This is a genomic window from Pseudomonas sp. GW821-FHT02A11, from assembly GCF_059421985.1.
Genome location: NZ_JBWKWB010000007.1, coordinates 128,151 through 148,906, shown reverse-complemented (window position 1 = coordinate 148,906; position 20,756 = coordinate 128,151). Strand labels below are relative to the sequence as shown.

The following is a 20,756-nucleotide window of genomic DNA, read 5'->3' as shown; positions in this document are numbered from 1 at the left end:
GCCAACGGCCGTAGGAGTCCGGCCAGAATCAAGAGCCCTTGCCCTGCGCTCAATCACCGATGGGCAATATCCTCCAGCGCCAGATTGCGCGTCTTCGGCCCGAAGCCACCGATGGTGATCATCACGATCAGCATGCTGATCACGATAAAGGTCAACACCCCCGGCGTGCCGAAGTGGTCGAGGAACAGGCCGATCAGCAGGCTGCTGAATACGGTCGACAGGCGGCTGAACGAGTAGCAGAAGCCCACGGCGCGAGCGCGGATGTTGGTGGGGAACAGCTCGCTCTGGTACGAGTGATAGCTGAAGCTCAGCCAGGCGTTGCAGAAGGTGATCATCACGCCACAGAAGATCAGGCCCGTCGCGGTGGTCTGCTGGGCGAACAAGGTGCCGAAAATCATTGCGCCCAGCGCCGAACCGACGATCTGCCACTTGTTCTCGAAACGGTTGGCAAACTTCACGAACAGCAACGGCCCCAGTGGGTAGGCGAGGGTGATGACGAACGCGTACGCCAGACTGTGGGTCACACTGACCCCTTGGCCCGACAGCAATGCCGGCAGCCAGTTGCCAAAGCCGAAGAAGCCGATGGCCTGAAACACATGAAAGACGATCAGCATCAGCGCGCGACGACGATAAGGCGCTTGCCAGATGTCGGCGAACCGGCCTTTGCCTTCAACCGCGACGTCGTGGGTTTCCGGCGCGTCCAGCGCCTTGCCATGATCCTTGACGCAACGCGCTTCCAGGTCGTCCATGATCTTCTCGGCTTCAGCGAAACGGCCGTGCTGCGCCAGCCAGCGCGGTGACTCCGGCAGGCGGGAACGCAGCCACCAGATGAACAGCGCGAACACCGCACTGGCGATCACCACCCAGCGCCAGCCGGCGATGCCGAACGGATCCTGCGGCACCAGCCACCAGGACATCAGCGCCACCGACGGTACCGACAGAAACTGCACGAAAAAGGCGAAGGCAAACGCCGAGCTGCGCATGCGCTTGGGCACCAGCTCCGACAGGTAGGCGTCGATGGTCACCAGTTCGATGCCCAGGCCGATGCCCACCAGAAAGCGCATGCAGATGATGCCCAACGCCGAGGTCTGAATGCCCATCAAAACAGTGGCGAGGGTGTACCAGATCAGCGCAAAGGTGAAGATCGCCCGGCGGCCAAAGCGGTCGGCGATCGGGCTGAGCAGGCTGGCGCCGAGAAACAGGCCCAGGAAGGTGGCCGAGGCGAACGCCGCCTGATCGGAGAAGCCGAACACGCCCTGAGCGCCCGTGGCGAACAGACCGGCGCGAATCAAGCCGGGGCTGATGTAGGCCGTCTGGAACAGGTCGTAAAGTTCGAAGAAACCGCCGATGGACAGCAGCGCCACCAGTTTCCAGATGGTCGCCACAGCGGGCAGACGGTCGATGCGGGCAGAAATGCGTGCGGCGCGGATCGGGTCGACGCCATCTGACAGTGCGTCGACGTGGTCGCTGGGGGGTGTAGGCAAGGACATTATTATTTTCCAATTCCGTGGGACGAGGCATGTTAGAGCTTTTGCAGAGATTCAAGACAAAATATTTCTGTGCGATTAAGCTTCGGGGCTGTTCGCCATCACCCGCCGGATTCCCGTGAAATACAAACTCCCGACCACCGCCACCGCGCCGTTCTGCCCTTCAGCCGTGACTGACAGCGTCGCGATTCCGCCCAATGCGTCGTTTCTGCGCAAGCTGATGTTGTTCGTCGGCCCTGGTCTGTTGATCTCCATCGGCTACATGGATCCCGGCAACTGGGCCACCGCGATCGAGGCAGGGTCGCGGTTCGGCTACGCGCTGCTGTTTGTGGTGGTGTTGGCGAGCCTGTCGGGAATGGTCTTGCAAAACCTTTGCTCGCGGCTTGGCATTGCCACCGGGCGCGACCTGGCGCAGTTGTCTGCCGAGCGCTACAGCCGCCGGGTGGGCATGGGCCAGTGGATTCTTGCCGAGCTGTCGATTCTGGCCACCGACCTTGCCGAAGTGCTGGGCGCAGCTTTGGCGTTCCATCTGTTATTGGGCGTTTCGATCACCACCGGCGTGGCCCTGACGGCGTTCGACACGGTCATCGTGCTGGCTTTGCAGGGCGCCAATTTCCGGCGCCTGGAGGCCATCGTGCTGGGGCTGATTGCGACCATCGCCACGTGTTTCTTCATTGAGTTGGTGCTGATCAAGCCGTTCTGGCCGGACGTGGTGGCGGGGCTCAAACCTTCGTGGGACGTGCTCAGCCAGCAGGAGCCGCTGTACATCGCCATCGGCATTCTCGGCGCGACGGTGATGCCCCATAACCTCTATCTGCACTCATCCGTTGTGCAGACTCGGGTCAACGGCACCTCCCTTGAAAGCAAGGCCAGCGCGATTCGCTACGCGCGGGTCGACACCATTGCCTCGCTGAGCATGGCGCTGGTGATCAACGCGGCGATCCTGATTCTCGCGGCAGCGGCGTTTCATGGCACCGGGCATTCGGACGTGGTCGAGATTCAGGACGCCTATCACCTGCTCGATCCGCTGGTGGGCGGCGCGCTGGCCAGTGTGCTGTTCGGCGTCGCGCTGCTGGCGGCGGGGCAAAGCTCGACCTTCACCGGCACCATCGCCGGCCAGGTGGTGCTGGAAGGGTTTCTCAACGCGAAAATCCCGTGCTGGCAACGCCGCCTGATCACGCGCGCGCTGGCATTGGTTCCAGCGCTGGCAGGGGTGATCTGGTTCGGTGACGGCGCCGTGGGCAAGATGCTGGTGCTGAGTCAGGTGGTCCTGAGCCTGCAACTGCCGTTCGCGCTGTGGCCGTTGATTCGCTTTACCAGCGACAAACAGCTGATGGGCCCGTTCGCCAACAGCACCCTGACCAAGGTGCTGGCCTGGGGGCTGTTCGGGTTGATTTCGGCGGCGAACGTGACGTTGATGGTGTTCTGGTTGAGTTGAGGCTGTTGTCGTTTGATTTTGCCCGCCGGGCAGAAGCAGTCCGCGTTACGCCTAACTCAACAGAATCCCCCGCGCCATCCCGGTCGCGGCAATGACGATGAGCACCATCAGCGCCGCTTCCATATGGCTGATCCGCGCGAAACGGCGGGAGAGGGACGTGTCGAAGGGTTGCTGCTTCTTGAACGCGATGCGCCATTTGATCAGGGCGAACATCGGCACCACTTCCAGCGCCAGGATGGCCACGAACGCAGTCATCTTCAGGTGAAACAAGGGTTGGTGAAGGTAATAGAACGAGCCTTTTTCCAGCCCGCCGAAGGCGCGAAAGGCACCGGTGATCAGCAGTATCCCCGCCGAGACACCCCAGATGTTGTCAACCACGAATACATCGCGAAACGAGCGTGGATCGTCGGTGCGCAACCGCCGCAATGCACGTCCTCGAGCCAGCACCGCCGCCAGCGCAAAACCGAAAGCCAATAGATGCAGCGCAGCCACTACCCATTTGATGACCATGGTGCAACTCCCCCGAGCGAAGTCCAAAGCAAGCGTCGACAAGGCAAGCTTAGCGGGTCGTGGGCGTTGTGCGCTGTCGCGTGGATGAAACTGTTGTCAGCCAAGAGGGCGCTGGCACTCCACGTGGTTTGCCAGCGGTGAAGAGAAGGGATTAATCGGACGCCTGAAGGCCTTTCTGCTTCATGACCAAGTTCTTTTCCTTCTTGTACTGCAGCGCGACTTCCGGCGCCGGGCCGCTCTTGCCGGTCTCCATCCACAGGCGCATGCGGCTGGCGTCGGCGAAGTGGGTGAACTTGCCAAAGGCGTCGAGGATCACCACCGAGACCTGACGGTTGGCCATGCTGGTCAGCAGCACCAGGCAGTGACCGGCCTGGTTGGTGAAACCGGTCTTGGTCAGCTTGATGTCCCAGTTGGACTTGCGCACCAGATGGTCGGTGTTGCTGAAGCCCAGAGTGTAAGTGGGCTTGCGGAAAGTCACGGTTTTTTCCGGGGTGGTGCTCAGCTCACGCAGCATCGGGTAGTTGCGCGCGGCCAGGGCCAGTTTGGTCAGGTCCCGAGCGGTGGAGACGTTGAACACCGACAGCCCCGTGGGCTCCATGTACACGGTGTGGCTCATGCCCAATGCCTTGGCCTTGGCGTTCATCGCCTTGATGAAAGCGGGGTAGCCACCTGGATAACTGTGGGCCAGGCTTGCGGCCGCACGGTTTTCCGAGGACATCAGGGTGATCAGCAGCATGTCGTGACGATTGAGCTCGCTGCCCAGCTTGACGCGGGAGAACACGCCTTTCATTTCGGCGGTCTGGGAGATGTCGACCTTGACCATCTCATCCATCGGCAGCTTGGCGTCGAGGGTGACCATGGCGGTCATGAGCTTGGTCACCGAGGCGATAGGGACGATCACGTCGGGGTTGCTGGAGTAGAGCACCTGACCGGTCTGCAGGTCGGTGATCATGGCACTGCCGGAGGCCAGGTGAAGATTGGCGGGGTCACGATTGAAAGCGGCAGGTTCGTTCGCAAGGGCACTGGTGGAAAGTGCCGGGCCTGTGAGTGCAAATACCAGGCCGATGAGTGTTGTGCGAATTTTCAAGAGCAAAGCTCACTTAAAAAGAGAGATACAAGGGGAAATGCCGACTTTTCTCAAGAACGACAACAAGATGGGCGCATTTTAGGAGCAAGTTTCTAACCCTGTCGATGCCCTGCATAGGACGTTTTGGCATTAAAAGCACGCTGTATGGCATTCGTTCAGGTTAAAGAGGCAAAAAGCCGGTATTTAAACGGGTGGCATCGATATTCATGGCACTCCCGTCGGTCACCGATTAGCATTCCACGCCATCGATACCCTTCAATTGAATTGGCCTAGGAGTTGCGCAATGCCCAAGGGTTTTATCAGCAAGGAGTACGCCTCGTTGGTGTTTGTCGCGGCGGTCGTTGCGGTGCTCTTGCTCGTGACGGGATTGTTTGTGAAGCCTTCGGACTGGGCAGGCTGGATCCAGGCGATCGGCCTGATCGTGGGGTTGATGATGGCCATTGCGGTGCCGGCGATTCAACGTCGTCAGGATCTGGCACTGGCGCAAAAGCAGGTGCGCGATCGGGAAACCGGTTATGCGCGGCGCATGCAGTATCTGTGCGGTGAACTGAATGAGTTGCTGGCCAGGATCACGGTGAATCTGGTGCATCTGCGGGCGTCTGACCGTCATCGTCTGCAGCGCAACCCTGGAGGATTACCTGCATCGGCTGTTCGAGTCGCACAAGCTGGATCAGAACGATGACCGCGTGGTGATTGCTCATGAACTGAGGCTGGTGGCCAATGACATGATCGAAGAACTGGAAAGCGGCCGGTCGGATCGAGTGGTGTTGGGCGCGTTGGAGAAGCGGTTACAGAAGCTGGCGCATCGGTGTCAGGTGAATGCGACGCTGGCTGAGCGCGTTTGAATTCTGCTTTTTTCAGTGCGTGTACAACTGTGGCTTTTTTGGTGCTGTTCAGGGCTCTGGCTAACGGCAGAATCTCACCCACGCCGCAAAACCCTCAGACACACCCAATCTCCCCAAATACGTACCCAAAAAAAAGCCCGCATCAGGGATGCGGGCTAAAGGGAAGTGCGGAGCAACGCACGATTTCAGAAAGAGCAAAATTCGGTTTCAGCCGTTGAGCGAGTGCGCCTCCAACTGCTGCGACAGGGCCTGGGCCGCTGGCAATGACAACAGAGGGCCACTCACCGGCTCACCGTTGTGCATCAAGTACCAGCACGCCAACAGGCCGCGCTCACGAAGCTGTGTGGGAACTGCGCTGCCGACTACCGACATGATTTGAACCTTGGTCATAAGTGCCTCCATCAATCTATGGCGCTACTTTACGGCGCGATGACAGGCAGCAGAAATCACCGCTCTCGATAGTCGTCATTGATGAGCAAGAGGTCAGATTTTATTCAAGTCGAATGCAGGAAACGCCTGAAGCGTCACAGCACGAAACCTTTCAGGCTAAAGAAAAGCGCGGGATAAACGACCGTCACCCACAAACGAAAACCCCGCCGGTGGGGCGGGGTCGGGTATTCAATGGCTGTTAGTCAGGCAACCGACAGTCTGCAAGCAGCGCCTGCTGTTACCAGCGGCCGCCACCATGGTAATAGCCTGGTGGTGGGCCGTAGTAGCGTGGCGGGCCGTAATAGCGCGGGCCGTACACGACAGGGCGTTCAACCACATAAGCCGGCTGCACGTAGACAGGCGGTGGTGGTGGCGGCGCGTAATACACCGGTTGCGGCGCGACATATACAGGGGCCGGTGCTGCGTAGACAGGACCGGAAGCCACGGCCGCGCCAACCACGCCGCCTACGACTGCGCCGATTACTGCCGCTCCACCCCAGCCTGGACCGCCGCCATGGGCTTGAGCCTGGCCTGCGAGGGCGAGGGCACCTAACAACAAGGCAACCTTGGGGATGTGACGAATCATGACTGTTCCTCGGGTGTTCAGTCCCGTTGTCGCGAGCCTGCGTTACGCTCAGGCAGTGCCACGGGATAACTGATCAGACAACGACTTTCCAAAAATCTGCGAAGCCGTTGCGTAAATTTTGTGTAAGGTATTCGACAAACTTGATGACAATTTCATGGGTAATGTCGCAAGCAACTGAATTCTACGCCTTTGTTGGGGCGTCATCTAATACCGTTCGGGAGATTTCATGTTCGTAACGCCCAGCAAGCAAACACGGCTTTGTATGTCATTGGCGGGTCGTCCCGGCAACTTCGGCGTGCGCTTTCATAATCACTTGTATCAGCAGTTGGGCCTGGACTTCTATTACAAGGCCTTTTCCCCGAGCGATCTGCCATCGGCCATTGCCGGCATGCGTTCTTTGGGGATTCGCGGGTGTGGCGTGTCCATGCCGTTCAAGGAAGCCTGCATTGCTCTGGTCGATGAAATGGACCCTTCAGCGGCGGCGATCGAGTCGATCAATACCATCGTTAACACCGACGGTCACTTGAAGGCTTACAACACCGATTACATTGCCGTCGCGCACCTGCTAGACACCCACGCGGTGCCGCCTACGCGCTTCGCCCTGCGTGGCAGCGGCGGTATGGCCAAGGCCGTCGCCTGTGCGATGCGCGATGCGGGATTCACTGATGGCCTGATCGTCGCGCGCAACGAGACGGCGGGCAGGGCATTGGCGCAGACCTGTGGTTTTGAATGGCAGTCGGAACTGGGGGCTGAACGTCCGCCGCTGTTGGTGAACGTCACGCCGCTGGGTATGGCCGGGGATCAAGCGCAAGCGCTGGCGTTCGAGACCTCGGCCATTGAAGCGGCCGAAACGGCATTTGACGTGGTCGCCACCCCTGCGCGTACGCCGTTCATTCTGCAGGCCGAAAGACTCGGCAAACGCCTGATCACTGGTGACCAGGTGGCCGCCATTCAGGCGCTGGAGCAGTTCATCCTTTATACCGGCGTGACGCCGAGCGAGGAGCAGTACCAGGCCGCTGCGACGTTCGCCCGGAGCTGAGCACTGATTTCACGCAACACGCGAATCCTGTAGGAGACGTCGGGGGTTACGACGGCAGCGACAGCGGTGTATCAGGCAAAGTAGCTGCATCTGAAACACCGCCTTCGCCAGCAAGCCGGCTCCCACAGAGCGACACCTCTGCTGGGAGTTACCCCTCCAGCTTCGCCAATCGCCCCTCCAGCGCCGCAATCCGCGCCTCCAGCTCTTCCACCCGCTCAGCCAGTGCCGAGCCACCGCCACCCGAGCGTTCGAGCGGGTTCTGCCGCGCCGCCAGAATCGCGTCCATGTCGGCCGGATCACCCAGCGCGTGGGTGTAGCGGTCTTCGCGCTGGCCGGCCTGTTTCGGGATCAACACCGCCAGCCCTCGACCGATCAACCGCTCCAGTTGATGGACCACCGCATCGGCGTCATCGAAGTCGTGCATGCGGCTGCTGCGGGTCAGCAGCTCGTTGACCGTCTGTGGCCCGCGCAACAGCAACAGTCCCGTCAGAATCAACTGCGCAGGCACCAGCTCCAGGGTCTTATCGACCCGGTGCTCCCAGCGATCGGCGCGGCTGCCCATGACCAGACGCGCCAGCTGCTGGCTCTCCAGGGCGCGCAGGCTTTGCCCGACCTGGCCGGGCGTGAGGTTCATCACCGGTTCGCGGCTGGTTTTCTGGTTGCAGGCCAGCACCAGGGCGTTGAGGGTCAGGGGATAGGTTTCAGGGTTGGTCGCCTGTTTCTCGATCAGGCAACCGAGGATGCGCACTTCGGCGCTGTTCAGTTGCAGGGTGTCTGCGCTGTCGGCATCGTTCTCGTGATCTTTCCCGGAATCCGGCTCGGTGGACATGACCCTTTCCCTACGTGTTGAAAAGGCTATGAGGGTAGGGGCTGGATGAGGTAAAAGACAAGCCGCGTTCGCATGCTCGACATGCCCGTCAATGCGACTCTCTCAATCAGGAACTGCCATGACCCTTTCTCTCTACGCCGCTTCGATTCCTGTCTTCAAACAGATGCTCACCGCGCTGAGCGCCGTGTTGGCCAAAGGTGAAGCCCACGCCACTGCCAAAAACATCCAGCCTGACGCACTGCTTCAGGCGCGCCTGTTTCCGGACATGTTCCCGCTGGTGCGTCAGGTGCAGATCGCCGTCGACTTCGCCAAGGGTGCCGGTGCGCGTCTGGCCGGGATCGAGCCGCCGAAATACGAAGACACCGAAACCACTTTCGCCGAGCTGCAAGCGCTGCTGACCAAGGTCCTGGCATTCCTCGACACCGTCACCCCCGAGCAGGTCAACGGCTTTGAAGAGCGTGAAATCGTGCTGCGTCCAGGCACTGATAAAGAGAAGCGCCTGAATACCCAGACCTACTTGCTGCACTACTCGCTGCCGCAATTCTTCTTCCACGTCACCACCGCCTACGACCTGCTGCGCCACAACGGCGTGGAAGTCGGCAAGCGCGACTACATCGGCTCGTTCTGATCGCCGTTGGGTCACCGCAACGCCGGGTCGGGCTGAACGCCTGATCCCTGCCGCCGTCTGAAGTGTTCAGGTGGCGGTTTTGTTTCAAGGGGCTGTCGAGCACCCATGTCTGTTACCCTTCGCAATCCGCTTTACGCCATCCCCGATTGACCGCTGCGCCCGCACCGGTCATTTCGTCGTTCTGGAGATTTCATGTTTTTCCCCATTTACCTGTTGTCGGCCGCCGGTTTCACGGTCCTGACCACAGAGTTCGTCATTGTCGGCCTGTTGCCCGCCATTGCCCGTGACCTGGCCGTGACCATCCCCCAGGCCGGCTTGCTGGTCACGCTGTTCGCCTTTACCGTGGCGTGTTTCGGTCCCTTCCTGACCGCGTATTTCTCGCGCTTCGAACGCAAGCGCCTGTTCATTTCGGTGCTGATCATGTTCGCCGTGGCCAATGCGGTAGCCGCGCTGGCGCCGAACATCGGCGTGATGGCCATCGCCCGGCTGATACCGGCGTTGGGCCTGCCGGTATTTTGGGCGCTGGCCAGTGAAACGGCAGTGGACATCGTCGGCCCCGATCACGCGGGTCGGGCGATTGCCAAGATCGGTTTCGGCATCGTCTGCGCGACGGTGTTCGGCATTCCGGTCGGTACGTTGATCTCCGACGCCTTTGGCTGGCGCGCAGCGTTTGCGATGCTCTCGGTCCTGGCATTCGCCAAGGCGTTACTGCTCTTCGTTTACCTGCCCCAGAGCGTGCACAAGGATCAGGCCTCGTTTCGCAGCCAGTTCCGTATCCTGCGCAACCCGTTGATGCAGGGCCATGTGTTGTTGTCCGTATTGGTGTTCAGCGGCATGTTCACGGCGTACACCTACCTGGCGGACATGCTCGAACGTCTGGCAGGTTTCAACGGTACGGTGGTGGGCTGGTGCCTGATGGGCTTTGGCGCAGTGGGCCTTTTGGGCAACTCGCTGGGCGGGCGAATGGTCGACCGCCATCCGCTGATCGCCAGCCTGACCTTTTGCACCTTCATGATCGGCGGCATGGTCATGGTGGTGCCAAGCATGCAGTCCTGGCCGGCACTGGCGTTCGCGTTGGCGGTGTGGGGTGTGACCCAGGCGGCGCTGTTTCTGGTCAGTCACGTGCGGCTGATGAAGGCCGCACCTCAGGCCCCGGCCTTTGCTGCGTCGCTGAACATCGCCGGGGGCAATCTGGGGATTGGTCTGGGCGCCATCGTTGGCGGTCGGGTGATCGATCATCTTGGCCTGGGCAGCCTGGGTTTCGCTGCCGCTGGCATCATTCTGTTGTCGATTCTGCTGGCGTTGCTGCTGATGGCCGCCAAGCCGAAAGTCGCGACCTGCGACGCCTAATCGGTGAACAACTGGCGTCGTGCGCCTTCTGTGATGGCGACGATGCCGGGGTGCTTGACCTTGCGCTCGACCGAGATCGCGTAAAACGACTCGGTCACCGCGTCGGTCTGGCCAATCAGCTCGACGTCGTACTGCTCCATCACCTCGTCGGCAATCACGCTGGGCGCGATAAAAATGCCGCTGCCGGATTTGCCGAAAGCCTTCATCAAGGCGCTGTCATCGAATTCCCCGACAATCTTCGGCTGCACATTCTGCTCGGCAAACCAGCGCATCAAGCGGCTGCGTACCACGGTTTGCTGGCCGGGAATCAGTAACGGGGCACCCTGCATGCCATGGGGAAAGTCCTGCCCGTAAGCTTCGGCCAGCGAGGCGGTCGCGAAAAAGCTCACGCCGCATTCACCCAGCTTCTGGCTGTAACCCTTGATGTCCAGGTGCGAAGGCATAGGGCTGTCGGAGATCACTAGATCCAGCCGCTGAATCGCCAGATCCGCCAGCAGACGTTCGAGCTGGCCTTCACGGCAGGTGATGCGGATCGGCTCATTCAATGCCATGGTCGGCGCGATCAAACGATACACGATGGATTTGGGCACCACATCGGCAACCCCCACGCGAAACAGGATCTGCTGCTCATCGGGTTGCGCCCTTAACAGCGCTTCAAGCTCACCGCCCAGCTGAAACATCTGCTCGGCGTAGGGCAGGGCGATGCGGCCCATTTCGGTCAATTCCAGCTGGCGCCCGACCCGTTTGAACAGCTCGACGCCGTAGGTCTGCTCCAGCAGGCTAAGCTGACCACTGATGGTTTGCGGCGTGAGGTTCAATTGCTCGCAGGCGCGCACGATGCTGCCGGTCTTGGCCACCATCCAGAAGTAATGCAGTTGTCGGTAATTGAGCATGATCGGCGGTCGCCTGATAATTCGTTAAATCCGAAGTATACGCCTGAAAAATACGAATTTTCCTGAAGTGTTTTACTCCTTAAAATGCCGCCTTGTTTCCCCACACGACTCTGGATCACTGGCACATGGAATATCTTTTAGAACTGGCTGCAAGCCCTACGGCGTGGATTGCCCTGGCGACGCTGGTCGTCATGGAAATCGTCCTGGGTATCGATAACCTGATCTTCATCTCGATCCTGACCAATAAACTGCCGGTCCATCAGCGCACCAAGGCGCGCCGCATCGGTATCAGCATGGCGCTGATCCTGCGTCTGGGCCTGTTGACCACGGTGGCGTGGATCGTCCAGTTGACCGAGCCGGTCATCGACGTGTTCGGCCAGATGTTTTCGTGGAAAGACATGATCCTGATCGCCGGTGGTCTGTTCCTGGTCTGGAAGGCCACCACTGAAATCCATCACAGCATGGACATCAAGAGCGAAGAGGAAAAGGCTGTCTCTAACACGGTGGTGATGGGCATGGCCGCTGCGATCGGTCAGATCCTGATGCTCGACCTGGTGTTCTCCATCGACAGCATCGTGACCGCCGTCGGCATGACCGAACACTTGCCGATCATGGTCATCGCCGTGATCGCTGCGGTCATCGTGATGCTGGTGGCTTCGGAGCCGCTGGCCAAGTTCATCAATGACAACCCGACGGTGGTCATGCTGGCCTTGGGCTTCCTGATCATGATCGGCATGACCTTGATCGCCGAAGGCTTTGGCGCCCACGTACCGAAAGGCTATGTCTACACCGCCATGGCGTTCTCGGCGCTGATCGAGATCCTCAACATGATGGCTCGCCGCTCCCGGCAGCGGAAACTGGAAGCTGAGGCTCAGGCGCAAAAAAGCTGATCGCCACGTCGCAACGAAAAGCGGTCGGGGATGGGGACGCCATCACCGACCGCTTTTTTTATTGGAGGCTTAGGGAAAAGACGTCAATGCGCAGCGGCATGACGGGATTTGCGCCCATGAGCGGGTGCAGGTTTTGCCGCTTCGGTGTTGCGATAATGCGGATGGTGACGACGGGAAATCCGCATCACGCCCCACAACATGGCGCCGGCAACGGCCAGCCAAGCGGCGATCAACATCACAATGGTCATTCCGAGGCTCATACGTTCCTCCGGCTCTTCGCTTCGTTCTCTTAGTAACCGACAGTCTAGTACGCCGGTTGTTTCTGAAAATTGACCGTTGGTATAAATCCATGACCGATTTGTTCTATCCAGTGGGGCGAACTGCGCATTGAGGCTATACCCCGAACGCCCGCGGCCCTATGATCGGCGTCCAGGCCGGGTCGTGGGTTGCCCGGCACCAGACAAGTGAGTGAAGAATGTCTCTATTGGGTCTCTCTGGAACCAAAAGGAAGTGGATGGCGCTGGCCGCAGCGCTTGCTCTGGCGGGCTGCGCTGACCCCCACGCCTACAAGCCCGGTTATCCCGCGCAATACAAGAGCCTGCCGGATCGGGTCGAGATCAACTCGGTGCCATTCTTCCGGGGCAAGGCCTATCAAAGTGCGCCTTTCGCCTTGGCCAGCATGCTGACCGTGCACGGTGTGCAGACTACACCGGGGCTGCTCGAGAAACCGTTGAAACTGCCAGGCGCCGAAGAAAGGCTCGATGTGAACATGCCGAATCTGGCCCGCGAGTACGGTTTTGTGGTCTATCCGGTCGATCATCAGTTCACCGATTTGCTGGCGCAGGTTGCCGCCGGGTATCCGGTGCTGGTGCGCTTCAACGACGGCTCGTTGTGGTGGAAGGAACAGCGCTATGGCGTGCTGGTGGGCTTCAATCAGAACAAGCGCACGGTGCTGATTTACACCGGGCTTGGGCGCCTGACCGTCAGCTTCGATGAATTCACCTCGGACTGGAACAGCGCCGGCAATTGGGCAATTCTGGTGCAAGGACCGCGTCAGCTGCCAGCGCCGGTGGATCGTGAACGTTGGCTGAAGGCTGCCAATGAACTGGCTCAGGCAGGCCAAGAGCAGGCGGCAGGTGAGGCGATCAAGGCGATCAATAACCCGCGCTGATTCACCGGCTTCAACCCTTGTAGCAGTGCGGCAAGCCGCGCTGCTCTAGCGTCGATTCAGAACCCCAGCTTGTCACGCAGGCTGTAATACCACGCACCCATCGCCGTCAGCGGCGTGCGCAGCAATTGCCCACCCGGGAATGGGTAGTGAGGCAACCCTGCAAACGCATCGAAACGCTCGGCCTGCCCGCGCAATGCCTCGGCCAGTACCTTGCCGGCCAGGTGGGTGTAGGTCACGCCATGGCCGCTGCAGCCTTGGGAGTAATAGATGTTCTCACCCAGGCGACCCACTTGCGGCAGGCGCGACAGCGTCAGCAGGAAGTTGCCTGTCCAGGCGTAATCGATCTTCACGTCTTTGAGTTGCGGGAAGGCCTTGAGCATTTTCGGGCGAATGATCGCCTCGATGTTTGCCGGGTCCCGCGCGCCGTATACCACACCGCCGCCGAAGATCAGGCGTTTGTCGCCAGAGAGACGGTAATAGTCGAGCAGGTAATTGCAGTCTTCGACGCAGTAATCCTGGGGCAACAGGGTACTGGCCAGTTCTTCGCTCAGGGGCTCGGTGGTGATCACCTGTGTGCCGCACGGCATGGATTTGGCTGCCAGCTCCGGCACCAGATTGCCCAGATAAGCGTTACCCGCGACGATGATGAACTTCGCTCGCACCTTGCCCTGCGCGGTGTGCACCACGGGGCTCGGCCCGCGTTCGATCTTGATGGCTGCCGACTGCTCGTAGATTGCGCCGCCCAGTGACTCCACCGCAGCGGCTTCGCCCAGGGCGAGGTTGAGAGGGTGAATGTGGCCGCCGCTCATGTCGAGCATGCCGCCGATGTATTGATCGCACGCCACCACTTCGCGAATGCGGCGCTGATCCATCAGCTCCAGCTGCGTATGGCCGTAACGCTCCCAGAGCGTTTTTTGCGATTCCAGATGGCCCATCTGCTTGGGGGTGATAGCGGCAAACACGCCGCCGTCCTTCAGGTCGCACTGGATCTGGTATTTGGCCACGCGCTCACGGATGATACGCCCGCCTTCGAAAGCCATCTGGCCCATCAATTGCGCCTGTTTCGGGCCGACCGTGCGTTCAATGACATCAATGTCGCGGCTGTAGCTGTTGACGATCTGCCCGCCGTTACGCCCGGATGCTCCAAAGCCGACCTTCGCCGCTTCCAGCACCGTGACCTTGAAGCCGTTTTCCAACAGGAAGAGGGCGCTTGAAAGACCCGTGTAGCCTGCGCCGATCACGCACACATCTGTTTCGACCTCGCCTTGCAGTGCAGCGTGGGCAGGGGCGGGATTGGCTGAAGCGGCGTAATAAGACTGCGGGTAAGCGGTGTTCGTCATCCTGAAGGCCCCTGTTTAATATTCTTGACGAGTGCGCCGATGCTACCTGAGATAAAATGCGGCCACCAGCAGGATTATCGGGTTCAGGTGTCTTAGATATGTGCCGGGTAATCTGTCAGCTTTACAAAAGACCAGAATTTTCAGTGGGTTATGAAAATTAACGGGTTGACAGCCTGTTGAATATCCGTAGAATGCCGCCCCACAGCAGGCACGTAGCTCAGTTGGTTAGAGCACCACCTTGACATGGTGGGGGTCGTTGGTTCGAGTCCAATCGTGCCTACCAAACAAATCCGCTCTGCTGGGCGGTAAAAGAAAAGGGCGATCCGAGAGGGTCGCCCTTTTTTGTTCTGATCGTTGCGTTTCGCCCAATGGTTCGAGCGTCTTCATTAACCCCCGGCACCTCCGGCGCTTGACGAGCTGCCCGAAGAGCCCTTCGAGCCGCTGCCTGTAGACCCGCCTCCCGTATCCTCACCACCGGGAAGCGACACACCATCGCTGCCGCCAGTACCATTGCTCATGGAGCCGGTATTCATGCCCCTGCGAATGCCGGTAGCAGGGTCGCCTTTGTCCATGTTGGTGCCTTGGCGTTCGATGTCGCTGCCTTGGGTGCGTGGGTCCTGCCCGGTCTGGGAGGATGGTGCGCCTATTACCGGAGAGGCTGATCCGGCCAAGGCTGCAGTCGATCCGCAGGTGAGCATGCATCCCAACGCAATCGCCATAAATGATTTATTCATTGAGTGATCTCCATGTCTTGAATCCTGTCTAGATGTTGGGCCATTGAACATCAGATGAAGTGCCAACGTGGCGACCAGCGGTACTGCTTTGAGAGGCATCAGGGTGTGATGCCACTGTGCAGTGTTTAAGGCAGCAGGATAGGTGGCGAAATTGGCCCGGCTGCCGCGCTCGGCCCGCGACATGAAGCGAAGGCCTTAGGGAAGGGCTACAAAAAATTCGCATATTCATAGGGTTAGTGTGAAAAAAGACGTTGACACACATTTGAATATCCGTAGAATGCCGACCCACAGCAGGCACGTAGCTCAGTTGGTTAGAGCACCACCTTGACATGGTGGGGGTCGTTGGTTCGAGTCCAATCGCGCCTACCAAACAAAATCCGCTCTGCTGGGCGGTGACAAAAAGGGCGAATCGGAAGATTCGCCCTTTTTTGTTGTCTGTCGTTTTTACCCAGGTCCGCCTCTTCAGCTCGGTGTGCCAGCGCTCTGCCCGATTGGCTACGCTTTCGGTCACGTATCCATCTGAAAGAAATCCTGATTTTTCAAGCCATCGACTGGACCTTTTGCCACGATGCGCGATCATCAGTGCATGGATATCCGAAGGAGGTGCGTATGTTTAGTCGGTCACTGACCCTTGCCGTTCTGCTGGCTGTTTCTACTCCCTTGCTGGCTGCCGAGGCAGACACCCCACTGGCGCAAGAGCGCGGCAAGTCTCGTCCGCTGATCATCATTGCCTCAAGTTCAGTGGATTCGACACTGACCACCCTGAAGAAACAACTCGACGAACCCGCTAATAAAGAAGGCTTCGCCAAGCGCAACATGGTGCTCTACACCATCGTCGGCCTGGCGGGGCAGCGCAATGGCAAGGAAATGGACGCGCAGTCGACCATGGCGCTCATTAGGGAGCTGAAGCTCGGCGTGCTGGACAAGGATCAGGCGCAGGTGATCCTGGTCGGCAAGGACGGCGAGAAGAAGATCGACCACAAAGGCGCGATCGATCCCAAAGAGATCTTCAGCACCATCGACCAGATGCCGATGGCCGAGAAAGAGGCGGCGGCGCCTGCGCCTGTCGCGCCGGCCGCTGAACCCAAGTCCGCCGCCCAAGGTGGCAAGCCGGGTAAAGCTGGCAAAAATGCCCCTGCCGCGCCACCTGCCGCCCTGGATGATTGACCTCGTTCGACACCAGCGAGGGGCCTGGACCCTGCTCCGGTTTCATGAGGGTAGGGGCGGGCGGAGCTTGCTGGTAAGATCGCTCCTTTTTGAGCGAAAGGACTGTCATGAAACACTGGGCGGGAGCTGTAGCGCTGGCGGCGATGCTGGCGGGTTGCATGAGCTTGAATCAGACGCGTTCGGCGGGACCTGCGCAGGTCTATTCGAGCCAGAAACCGGCCGCGGCGGTCGCCGAGTGCATCAAGGTGAGCTGGGCCAACGTGCAGATATTTGGCGACGTGGCCGACGTGTTCATGGAAACCGGCAAGCCAGGCGAATTCACTGTCTACACCACTGAAGGCGAGTACTTTGCCGACGTGAGCGGCAAGGGCGGTTCGACCGCGATCAGCTTCTACGCTAAACCGGGCGGCAAGGCTGTGGACCAGCGTGGTGCGGTGGTTGCCACCTGCCTGTAATCCCAAACTGCGAATCCTGTAGGGCGAATGCCTTCGTGCCTGCAGGTTCGCAGCCTCATGTCTGTTTTACATCGGCGGTGTCACGCCATTTTCCCCTGCTGAAATCGACAGCGCATTGAGTGCGCCGTCTGCGCCGGGCTGCGCCTGCAGCACGACTTTCATCCCCGGCTTGAGCAGGCTGCGATCTCCCGGCACCAGATTGACGATGGGCACGTCATCCGGAATTACGATCTTTTTCTGCCCACCCTTGTAGTTGACGGTGATGGTGCGCCCGTTGCTGGTCACCAGATCGCCCACCGAGCCATTGGTCATGGTGCTGTCCTTGCCCAGATCGAATGCGCGGTGACCGTCGCCGGTACCGGCCATTTCCGGCGGGAAGACGTGGACTTCCAGCGCCTTCAAGGTGCCGTCGGCCTGCGGTACGGCCGCCGAACCGATGTAACTGCCCGGCTTGATCTCCGAGACTTGCGCCAGCGTCACCCCGCGCACCTGGGTGTCTTGGGTCAGGTGGATCTGCAGGTCTTCACCCTTGTTGCTGTGAACCTTGAGCGAGTCGCCGTCGATCGCGGTGATCGCGCCGCGCACGCGGGTCGGTTTGGCGTCATCAGCGTAGGAGGGGCTGACCATCATCAGCGCCGACGCCAGCAGGCTGGAAATCAGCAGGGTGTCACGCAGTCGCTTGCCTGTTGTGGTTTTCATGGGTGTCGCAATCCTGTGTGGGGTTCCGAATGGCGAGCTTAGCGTCACCGGCCCGGGAAGTTGATGACATCCGTGTCAGAAAGGCTCGCTCAATGGGTAGGTTTTGTCGCGCATGATGCCGGGACTACTGAGTAGATACATAGACTGTTTGCATAGTCATATAGAATTAAAATGAATTTAAGTAATTAAAAATCCGGTGATAAAGTTTTAAGCAGTCGCTGGAACCTTAGTAACGGTTATTAGAGTCTTCCAGATGACCACGTCCATTTCATTCATCTGGTAAGGGAACATCCATGGCCGTCTTCGATCATCTGAGCCGCCGCCGCGTATTGGGTCTGGCGGGGGCCGCATTGGCTTCACCGCTTCTGTTTTCGTTGCCACGAGGTGTCTGGGCCGCAGATGAGCACGCGGATCACGCATCCCATGAGGCAGGGGCCGAACCTGCCGGGACCGGGGATTTCATCCGCCTGGATCAACCCCGCGCACTGAAACTGGCAGTCAACCTCAATGCGGTGTGCCTGGCGCCGGTGGTCATCGCCCACGGGCAAGGCTTCTTCAAGAAGCACAACCTGGATGTCGAGCTGGTCAACTTTGGCAACTCCACCGAGGTGCTGCTTGAGGCCATTGCCACGGGCAAGGCCGATGCCGGTATCGGCATGGCGCTTCGCTGGCTCAAGGCGCTGGAGCAGGGCTTCGACGTCAAGCTCACGGCTGGCACTCACGGCGGCTGCCTGCGCCTGCTGAGCGCGGCCAATGGCGGTGTCAGCAAGCTCGAAGACCTCAAGGGCAAGGCCATCGGCGTGACCGACATGGCCAGCCCGGATCGCAACTTCTTCTCGATTCTCCTGAAAAAACACGGCGTCGACCCGGTGCGCGACATCGAATGGCGCCTGTACCCGGCTGACCTGCTGGGCACAGCCCTTGAGCGTGGTGAAGTGCAGGCGGTCAGCGGCAGCGACCCGTTCATGTATCGCCTGATCAACGCCGGCAAGGCGCGGGAGCTGTCGACCAATCTGGTAGAGGAATACGCCAACCTCAGTTGCTGCGTGGTCGGCGTGACCGGCAAGCTGGCGCGCGATGACAAGCGCGTGGTCGCGGCGCTGACGCAGGCGATTCTCGAAGCCCACGATTACTCGGTCAAACATCCCGAAGAAGTCGCAAAAGGCTTCCAGGCCTACGCGCTCAACACCACGACCGAAGAAGTGGTCGCCATCCTGCACGATCACACCCACGGCCATCACGCCGTTGGCGCGGCATTGACTGCTGAAATCGCCACCTATGTGCGGGACCTGAAAACCGTCGAGGTGATTCGTCAAAGCACCGATCCCGCTACCTTCGCCGGGGAGATCACTGTCGATGTCTTCAGTTGAGCTGGCTGCAACCAACGAATCGGTAAACGCAGTAGCCAGCCGAATCTGGCTGCAAGGCGTGGTGGCGGCAGTGGTGTGGATCGCATCGGCTGCGTTGATCGTCTGGTGGCCGAACGCGACGCGGCTGTGGCCGATGACGCAGGGGCTGGCCAATGTCTGCCTGACCCTCGCGGCGCTGATCGTGTTCGCGGTCATCATCGGTCGCTGGTCCGAGCGCCTCGCCCGCCGGGCGCAACCCTTGGGCCCTTGGTTGATCGCCTTGCCGATTCTGCTGAGCACGTGGGAATTGCTGACCGCCAAGCTCGGTTTAATGCCTGTGCCGTTCTTTGCGCCGCCTCAGGCGTTGCTGGATGTGTACGTGGAAGACTGGCCGCGCCTGGCCGACAGCCTGTGGCATTCGGCGATTCTGCTGGGCAGCGGCGTGGCGGTGGGGGCCATTACCGGTTTCATCGCCGGGGTCGCCATCGGCTGGTCGCGCAGCATTGGCTATTGGCTGCACCCGGTGCTGCGGATTCTCGGGCCGGTGCCGTCGACGGCGTTGCTGCCGCTGTGCTTCTTTCTATTCCCCAGCAGTTGGAGCGCGAGCGTATTCCTGATCGCCCTGGCGACCTGGTTTCCGGTGACCGTGCTGACCTGGTCGGGGGTGTCGAGTGTCGACAAGGCCTACTACGACGTGGCGCGAACCCTCGGCGCGAAGCAGCGTTTTCTGATCTTCAAAGTGGCGATTCCTGCCGCGCTGCCGCACGTTTTCGTCGGCTTGTTCATGGGGTTGGGCGCATCGTTTTCGACGCTGGTGGTGGCCGAGATGATGGGCGTGAAATCCGGCATCGGCTGGTATCTACAGTGGGCCCAGGGCTGGGCGGCCTACGCCAACATGTACGCGGCGCTGTTGATCATGGCGCTGGCGTGTTCGGGGCTGATATCAGGGTTGTTTTTGATTCGTGACAGGCTGCTGGCCTGGCAACAGGGAGCAATGAAATGGTAAGCACGGCCCACGCAACTGTGGCGCAAGGCAGTCCTGGACTGGCCCTGCGCATTGAAAATCTCAGTCATGGTTTTTCTCTGGAAGGCCATCGGCTGCCGGTGCTGGAGCGCGTTTCCCTCGACGTGGCGCCGGGCGAATTCGTCGCGTTGCTGGGGCCTTCGGGTTGCGGCAAGTCGACGTTGTTACGCCTGGTGGCGGGGCTGGAAAGCGCTGATCGCGGCACGCTGCAGGCCGATGGCGCAGACATCACGGCGCCTGATCCAAGCCGTGTCGTGGTGTTTCAGGACCCGACGCTGTACCCCTGGCGCCGAGTTTGGGACAACGTTGCGCTGGGGCTCGAAGCTCAGGGCTTGCTCAAGACCACCAAAGGCAAGGTCGATCAGGCACTGGCCAAGGTCGGCTTGAGCTCGTTTGCTCGCGCCTATCCTCGGCAGCTGTCGGGTGGCATGGCGCAGCGGGTTGCGCTGGCTCGGGCGCTGGTCAACGAGCCGCGCCTGCTGGTTCTTGACGAGCCCTTGGGCAAGCTCGATTCCTTGACGCGCATTGCCATGCAGCAGGAGCTGATCGACCTCTGGCAGCGTCAGGGGTACACGGCGTTGCTGGTGACCCACGATGTGGAAGAGGCGCTGCTGCTGGCCAATCGCGTGATCGTGTTCAGCGACCGTCCGGCAACGATCAAGGCTGAACTGACCATCGAGCGGGGCTACCCGCGGCATCGCGATGACCCGTATCTGATTGATCTGCGCAAGCAGATCCTGGGTCTTTTGGGGCTGGGAGAGAGCTGGTAGAGGTGGGCGAATGCGCGCTGACCATGATCAGGGCAG

22 protein-coding genes, 2 tRNA genes and 1 pseudogene are annotated in these 20,756 nt (G+C 60.1%); 14 read left to right on the top strand and 11 right to left on the bottom strand.

Annotation, left to right across the window (positions count from 1 at the left end):
- Positions 1-53: 53 nt before the first annotated feature.
- Positions 54-1,490 (bottom strand): MFS transporter, encoded by a 1,437-nt coding sequence (locus tag AC07V9_RS13300; protein WP_495016167.1) that lies wholly within the window; start codon positions 1,488-1,490, stop codon positions 54-56.
- Positions 1,491-1,605: 115 nt separating this feature from the next.
- Here AC07V9_RS13300 and AC07V9_RS13295 point away from each other — a divergent pair, with 115 nt between their 5' ends.
- Complete coding sequence (locus tag AC07V9_RS13295; RefSeq protein WP_495016166.1) at positions 1,606-2,925, top strand: Nramp family divalent metal transporter; 1,320 nt, start codon at positions 1,606-1,608, stop codon at positions 2,923-2,925.
- 51 nt (positions 2,926-2,976) lie between these two features.
- Here the strand turns inward: AC07V9_RS13295 and AC07V9_RS13290 are convergent, their stop codons facing one another.
- Both AC07V9_RS13290 and pbpG read right to left on the bottom strand, forming a co-directional pair.
- Positions 2,977-3,435: a DUF2214 family protein gene (locus AC07V9_RS13290; protein WP_495016165.1), complete on the bottom strand. Its 459-nt coding sequence runs from the start codon at positions 3,433-3,435 to the stop codon at positions 2,977-2,979.
- Positions 3,436-3,586: 151 nt separating this feature from the next.
- On the bottom strand, positions 3,587-4,522 hold the full coding sequence (gene pbpG, locus AC07V9_RS13285) for a D-alanyl-D-alanine endopeptidase (protein WP_495016164.1): 936 nt from the start codon (positions 4,520-4,522) through the stop codon (positions 3,587-3,589).
- A 283-nt stretch (positions 4,523-4,805) separates the two neighbouring features.
- On the opposite strand from pbpG, the pseudogene AC07V9_RS13280 reads away from it, so the two are divergent.
- Positions 4,806-5,367, top strand: a pseudogene (locus tag AC07V9_RS13280) (hypothetical protein).
- Positions 5,368-5,574: 207 nt separating this feature from the next.
- On the opposite strand, the gene AC07V9_RS13275 reads toward AC07V9_RS13280, so the two are convergent.
- Together AC07V9_RS13275 and AC07V9_RS13270 are read right to left on the bottom strand one after the other, a co-directional pair.
- Complete coding sequence (locus AC07V9_RS13275; protein WP_495016163.1) at positions 5,575-5,757, bottom strand: hypothetical protein; 183 nt, start codon at positions 5,755-5,757, stop codon at positions 5,575-5,577.
- 277 nt (positions 5,758-6,034) lie between these two features.
- A complete protein-coding gene (locus AC07V9_RS13270; protein WP_495016162.1) occupies positions 6,035-6,382 on the bottom strand; it encodes a hypothetical protein in 348 nt (115 codons plus the stop codon).
- Between the two features lie 226 nt (positions 6,383-6,608).
- Between AC07V9_RS13270 and AC07V9_RS13265 the strand changes: the two genes are divergently transcribed.
- The gene (locus tag AC07V9_RS13265; RefSeq protein WP_495016161.1) at positions 6,609-7,421 is read left to right on the top strand and encodes a shikimate 5-dehydrogenase; all 813 of its coding nucleotides are present in this window, start codon (positions 6,609-6,611) and stop codon (positions 7,419-7,421) included.
- A 148-nt stretch (positions 7,422-7,569) separates the two neighbouring features.
- On the opposite strand, the gene AC07V9_RS13260 is transcribed toward AC07V9_RS13265, so the two are convergent.
- Positions 7,570-8,250 (bottom strand): YceH family protein, encoded by a 681-nt coding sequence (locus AC07V9_RS13260; RefSeq protein WP_495016160.1) that lies wholly within the window; start codon positions 8,248-8,250, stop codon positions 7,570-7,572.
- Positions 8,251-8,368: 118 nt separating this feature from the next.
- Between AC07V9_RS13260 and AC07V9_RS13255 the strand changes: the two genes are divergently transcribed.
- Positions 8,369-8,878 carry a DUF1993 domain-containing protein gene (locus tag AC07V9_RS13255; RefSeq protein WP_495016159.1) on the top strand — a complete coding sequence of 170 codons (510 nt, stop codon included), beginning with the start codon at positions 8,369-8,371 and terminating at the stop codon, positions 8,876-8,878.
- 192 nt (positions 8,879-9,070) lie between these two features.
- Positions 9,071-10,228, top strand: a complete 1,158-nt coding sequence (locus AC07V9_RS13250) for an MFS transporter (RefSeq protein WP_495016158.1) — start codon at positions 9,071-9,073, stop codon at positions 10,226-10,228.
- On the opposite strand, the gene nhaR is transcribed toward AC07V9_RS13250, so the two are convergent.
- A complete protein-coding gene (gene nhaR, locus AC07V9_RS13245) occupies positions 10,225-11,121 on the bottom strand; it encodes a transcriptional activator NhaR (RefSeq protein ID WP_495016157.1) in 897 nt (298 codons plus the stop codon). The genes AC07V9_RS13250 and nhaR overlap by 4 nt on opposite strands.
- Before the next feature lie 125 nt (positions 11,122-11,246).
- On the opposite strand from nhaR, the gene AC07V9_RS13240 reads away from it, so the two are divergent.
- The gene (locus AC07V9_RS13240) at positions 11,247-12,011 is read left to right on the top strand and encodes a TerC family protein (protein ID WP_495016156.1); all 765 of its coding nucleotides are present in this window, start codon (positions 11,247-11,249) and stop codon (positions 12,009-12,011) included.
- 83 nt (positions 12,012-12,094) lie between these two features.
- On the opposite strand, the gene AC07V9_RS13235 is transcribed toward AC07V9_RS13240, so the two are convergent.
- Positions 12,095-12,271: a hypothetical protein gene (locus AC07V9_RS13235; protein WP_495016155.1), complete on the bottom strand. Its 177-nt coding sequence runs from the start codon at positions 12,269-12,271 to the stop codon at positions 12,095-12,097.
- A gap of 254 nt (positions 12,272-12,525) precedes the next feature.
- Between AC07V9_RS13235 and AC07V9_RS13230 the strand changes: the two genes are divergently transcribed.
- Positions 12,526-13,182, top strand: coding sequence for a peptidase C39 family protein (locus tag AC07V9_RS13230; protein ID WP_495016154.1), 657 nt, complete (start codon positions 12,526-12,528; stop codon positions 13,180-13,182).
- A 56-nt stretch (positions 13,183-13,238) separates the two neighbouring features.
- Here AC07V9_RS13230 and AC07V9_RS13225 read toward each other — a convergent pair whose 3' ends face one another.
- Positions 13,239-14,522, bottom strand: a complete 1,284-nt coding sequence (locus tag AC07V9_RS13225; protein WP_495016153.1) for an NAD(P)/FAD-dependent oxidoreductase — start codon at positions 14,520-14,522, stop codon at positions 13,239-13,241.
- 206 nt (positions 14,523-14,728) lie between these two features.
- Here AC07V9_RS13225 and AC07V9_RS13220 point away from each other — a divergent pair.
- Positions 14,729-14,805, top strand: a tRNA-Val gene (locus tag AC07V9_RS13220).
- A gap of 103 nt (positions 14,806-14,908) precedes the next feature.
- Here AC07V9_RS13220 and AC07V9_RS13215 read toward each other — a convergent pair.
- Positions 14,909-15,256 carry a hypothetical protein gene (locus AC07V9_RS13215; protein ID WP_495016152.1) on the bottom strand — a complete coding sequence of 116 codons (348 nt, stop codon included), beginning with the start codon at positions 15,254-15,256 and terminating at the stop codon, positions 14,909-14,911.
- A 292-nt stretch (positions 15,257-15,548) separates the two neighbouring features.
- On the opposite strand from AC07V9_RS13215, the gene AC07V9_RS13210 reads away from it, so the two are divergent.
- From AC07V9_RS13210 to AC07V9_RS13200, 3 genes are all read left to right on the top strand, one after another.
- A tRNA-Val gene (locus tag AC07V9_RS13210) sits at positions 15,549-15,625 on the top strand.
- Positions 15,626-15,865: 240 nt separating this feature from the next.
- Complete coding sequence (locus tag AC07V9_RS13205) at positions 15,866-16,423, top strand: DUF4174 domain-containing protein (protein ID WP_495016151.1); 558 nt, start codon at positions 15,866-15,868, stop codon at positions 16,421-16,423.
- Between the two features lie 107 nt (positions 16,424-16,530).
- Positions 16,531-16,878 carry a 2-oxoacid ferredoxin oxidoreductase gene (locus AC07V9_RS13200; protein ID WP_495016150.1) on the top strand — a complete coding sequence of 116 codons (348 nt, stop codon included), beginning with the start codon at positions 16,531-16,533 and terminating at the stop codon, positions 16,876-16,878.
- A 66-nt stretch (positions 16,879-16,944) separates the two neighbouring features.
- On the opposite strand, the gene AC07V9_RS13195 is transcribed toward AC07V9_RS13200, so the two are convergent.
- A complete protein-coding gene (locus AC07V9_RS13195; protein ID WP_495016149.1) occupies positions 16,945-17,577 on the bottom strand; it encodes a DUF5666 domain-containing protein in 633 nt (210 codons plus the stop codon).
- A 293-nt stretch (positions 17,578-17,870) separates the two neighbouring features.
- On the opposite strand from AC07V9_RS13195, the gene AC07V9_RS13190 reads away from it, so the two are divergent.
- From AC07V9_RS13190 to AC07V9_RS13180, 3 genes are read left to right on the top strand one after another with little or no spacing between them, the layout of a single operon-like run.
- Positions 17,871-18,947, top strand: coding sequence for an ABC transporter substrate-binding protein (locus AC07V9_RS13190; protein ID WP_495016148.1), 1,077 nt, complete (start codon positions 17,871-17,873; stop codon positions 18,945-18,947).
- Entirely contained in the window at positions 18,934-19,932 is a 999-nt protein-coding gene (locus tag AC07V9_RS13185; protein ID WP_495016147.1) for an ABC transporter permease, read from the top strand. The genes AC07V9_RS13190 and AC07V9_RS13185 overlap by 14 nt, the downstream gene beginning before the upstream one ends.
- Positions 19,926-20,720, top strand: coding sequence for an ABC transporter ATP-binding protein (locus tag AC07V9_RS13180; protein WP_495016146.1), 795 nt, complete (start codon positions 19,926-19,928; stop codon positions 20,718-20,720). Before AC07V9_RS13185 ends, AC07V9_RS13180 begins: the two co-directional genes overlap by 7 nt.
- Positions 20,721-20,756 lie beyond the last annotated feature (36 nt).

Coding starts and splice junctions, on each gene's coding strand:
- AC07V9_RS13300 (WP_495016167.1), bottom strand. CDS start 1,490: ATGTCCTTGCCTACACCCCCCAGCGACCACGTCGACGCACTGTCAGAT.
- AC07V9_RS13290 (WP_495016165.1), bottom strand. CDS start 3,435: ATGGTCATCAAATGGGTAGTGGCTGCGCTGCATCTATTGGCTTTCGGT.
- AC07V9_RS13275 (WP_495016163.1), bottom strand. CDS start 5,757: ATGACCAAGGTTCAAATCATGTCGGTAGTCGGCAGCGCAGTTCCCACA.
- AC07V9_RS13270 (WP_495016162.1), bottom strand. CDS start 6,382: ATGATTCGTCACATCCCCAAGGTTGCCTTGTTGTTAGGTGCCCTCGCC.
- AC07V9_RS13265 (WP_495016161.1), top strand. CDS start 6,609: ATGTTCGTAACGCCCAGCAAGCAAACACGGCTTTGTATGTCATTGGCG.
- AC07V9_RS13260 (WP_495016160.1), bottom strand. CDS start 8,250: ATGTCCACCGAGCCGGATTCCGGGAAAGATCACGAGAACGATGCCGAC.
- AC07V9_RS13255 (WP_495016159.1), top strand. CDS start 8,369: ATGACCCTTTCTCTCTACGCCGCTTCGATTCCTGTCTTCAAACAGATG.
- AC07V9_RS13250 (WP_495016158.1), top strand. CDS start 9,071: ATGTTTTTCCCCATTTACCTGTTGTCGGCCGCCGGTTTCACGGTCCTG.
- nhaR (WP_495016157.1), bottom strand. CDS start 11,121: ATGCTCAATTACCGACAACTGCATTACTTCTGGATGGTGGCCAAGACC.
- AC07V9_RS13240 (WP_495016156.1), top strand. CDS start 11,247: ATGGAATATCTTTTAGAACTGGCTGCAAGCCCTACGGCGTGGATTGCC.
- AC07V9_RS13235 (WP_495016155.1), bottom strand. CDS start 12,271: ATGAGCCTCGGAATGACCATTGTGATGTTGATCGCCGCTTGGCTGGCC.
- AC07V9_RS13230 (WP_495016154.1), top strand. CDS start 12,526: ATGGCGCTGGCCGCAGCGCTTGCTCTGGCGGGCTGCGCTGACCCCCAC.
- AC07V9_RS13225 (WP_495016153.1), bottom strand. CDS start 14,522: ATGACGAACACCGCTTACCCGCAGTCTTATTACGCCGCTTCAGCCAAT.
- AC07V9_RS13215 (WP_495016152.1), bottom strand. CDS start 15,256: ATGAATAAATCATTTATGGCGATTGCGTTGGGATGCATGCTCACCTGC.
- AC07V9_RS13205 (WP_495016151.1), top strand. CDS start 15,866: ATGTTTAGTCGGTCACTGACCCTTGCCGTTCTGCTGGCTGTTTCTACT.
- AC07V9_RS13200 (WP_495016150.1), top strand. CDS start 16,531: ATGAAACACTGGGCGGGAGCTGTAGCGCTGGCGGCGATGCTGGCGGGT.
- AC07V9_RS13195 (WP_495016149.1), bottom strand. CDS start 17,577: ATGAAAACCACAACAGGCAAGCGACTGCGTGACACCCTGCTGATTTCC.
- AC07V9_RS13190 (WP_495016148.1), top strand. CDS start 17,871: ATGGCCGTCTTCGATCATCTGAGCCGCCGCCGCGTATTGGGTCTGGCG.
- AC07V9_RS13185 (WP_495016147.1), top strand. CDS start 18,934: ATGTCTTCAGTTGAGCTGGCTGCAACCAACGAATCGGTAAACGCAGTA.
- AC07V9_RS13180 (WP_495016146.1), top strand. CDS start 19,926: ATGGTAAGCACGGCCCACGCAACTGTGGCGCAAGGCAGTCCTGGACTG.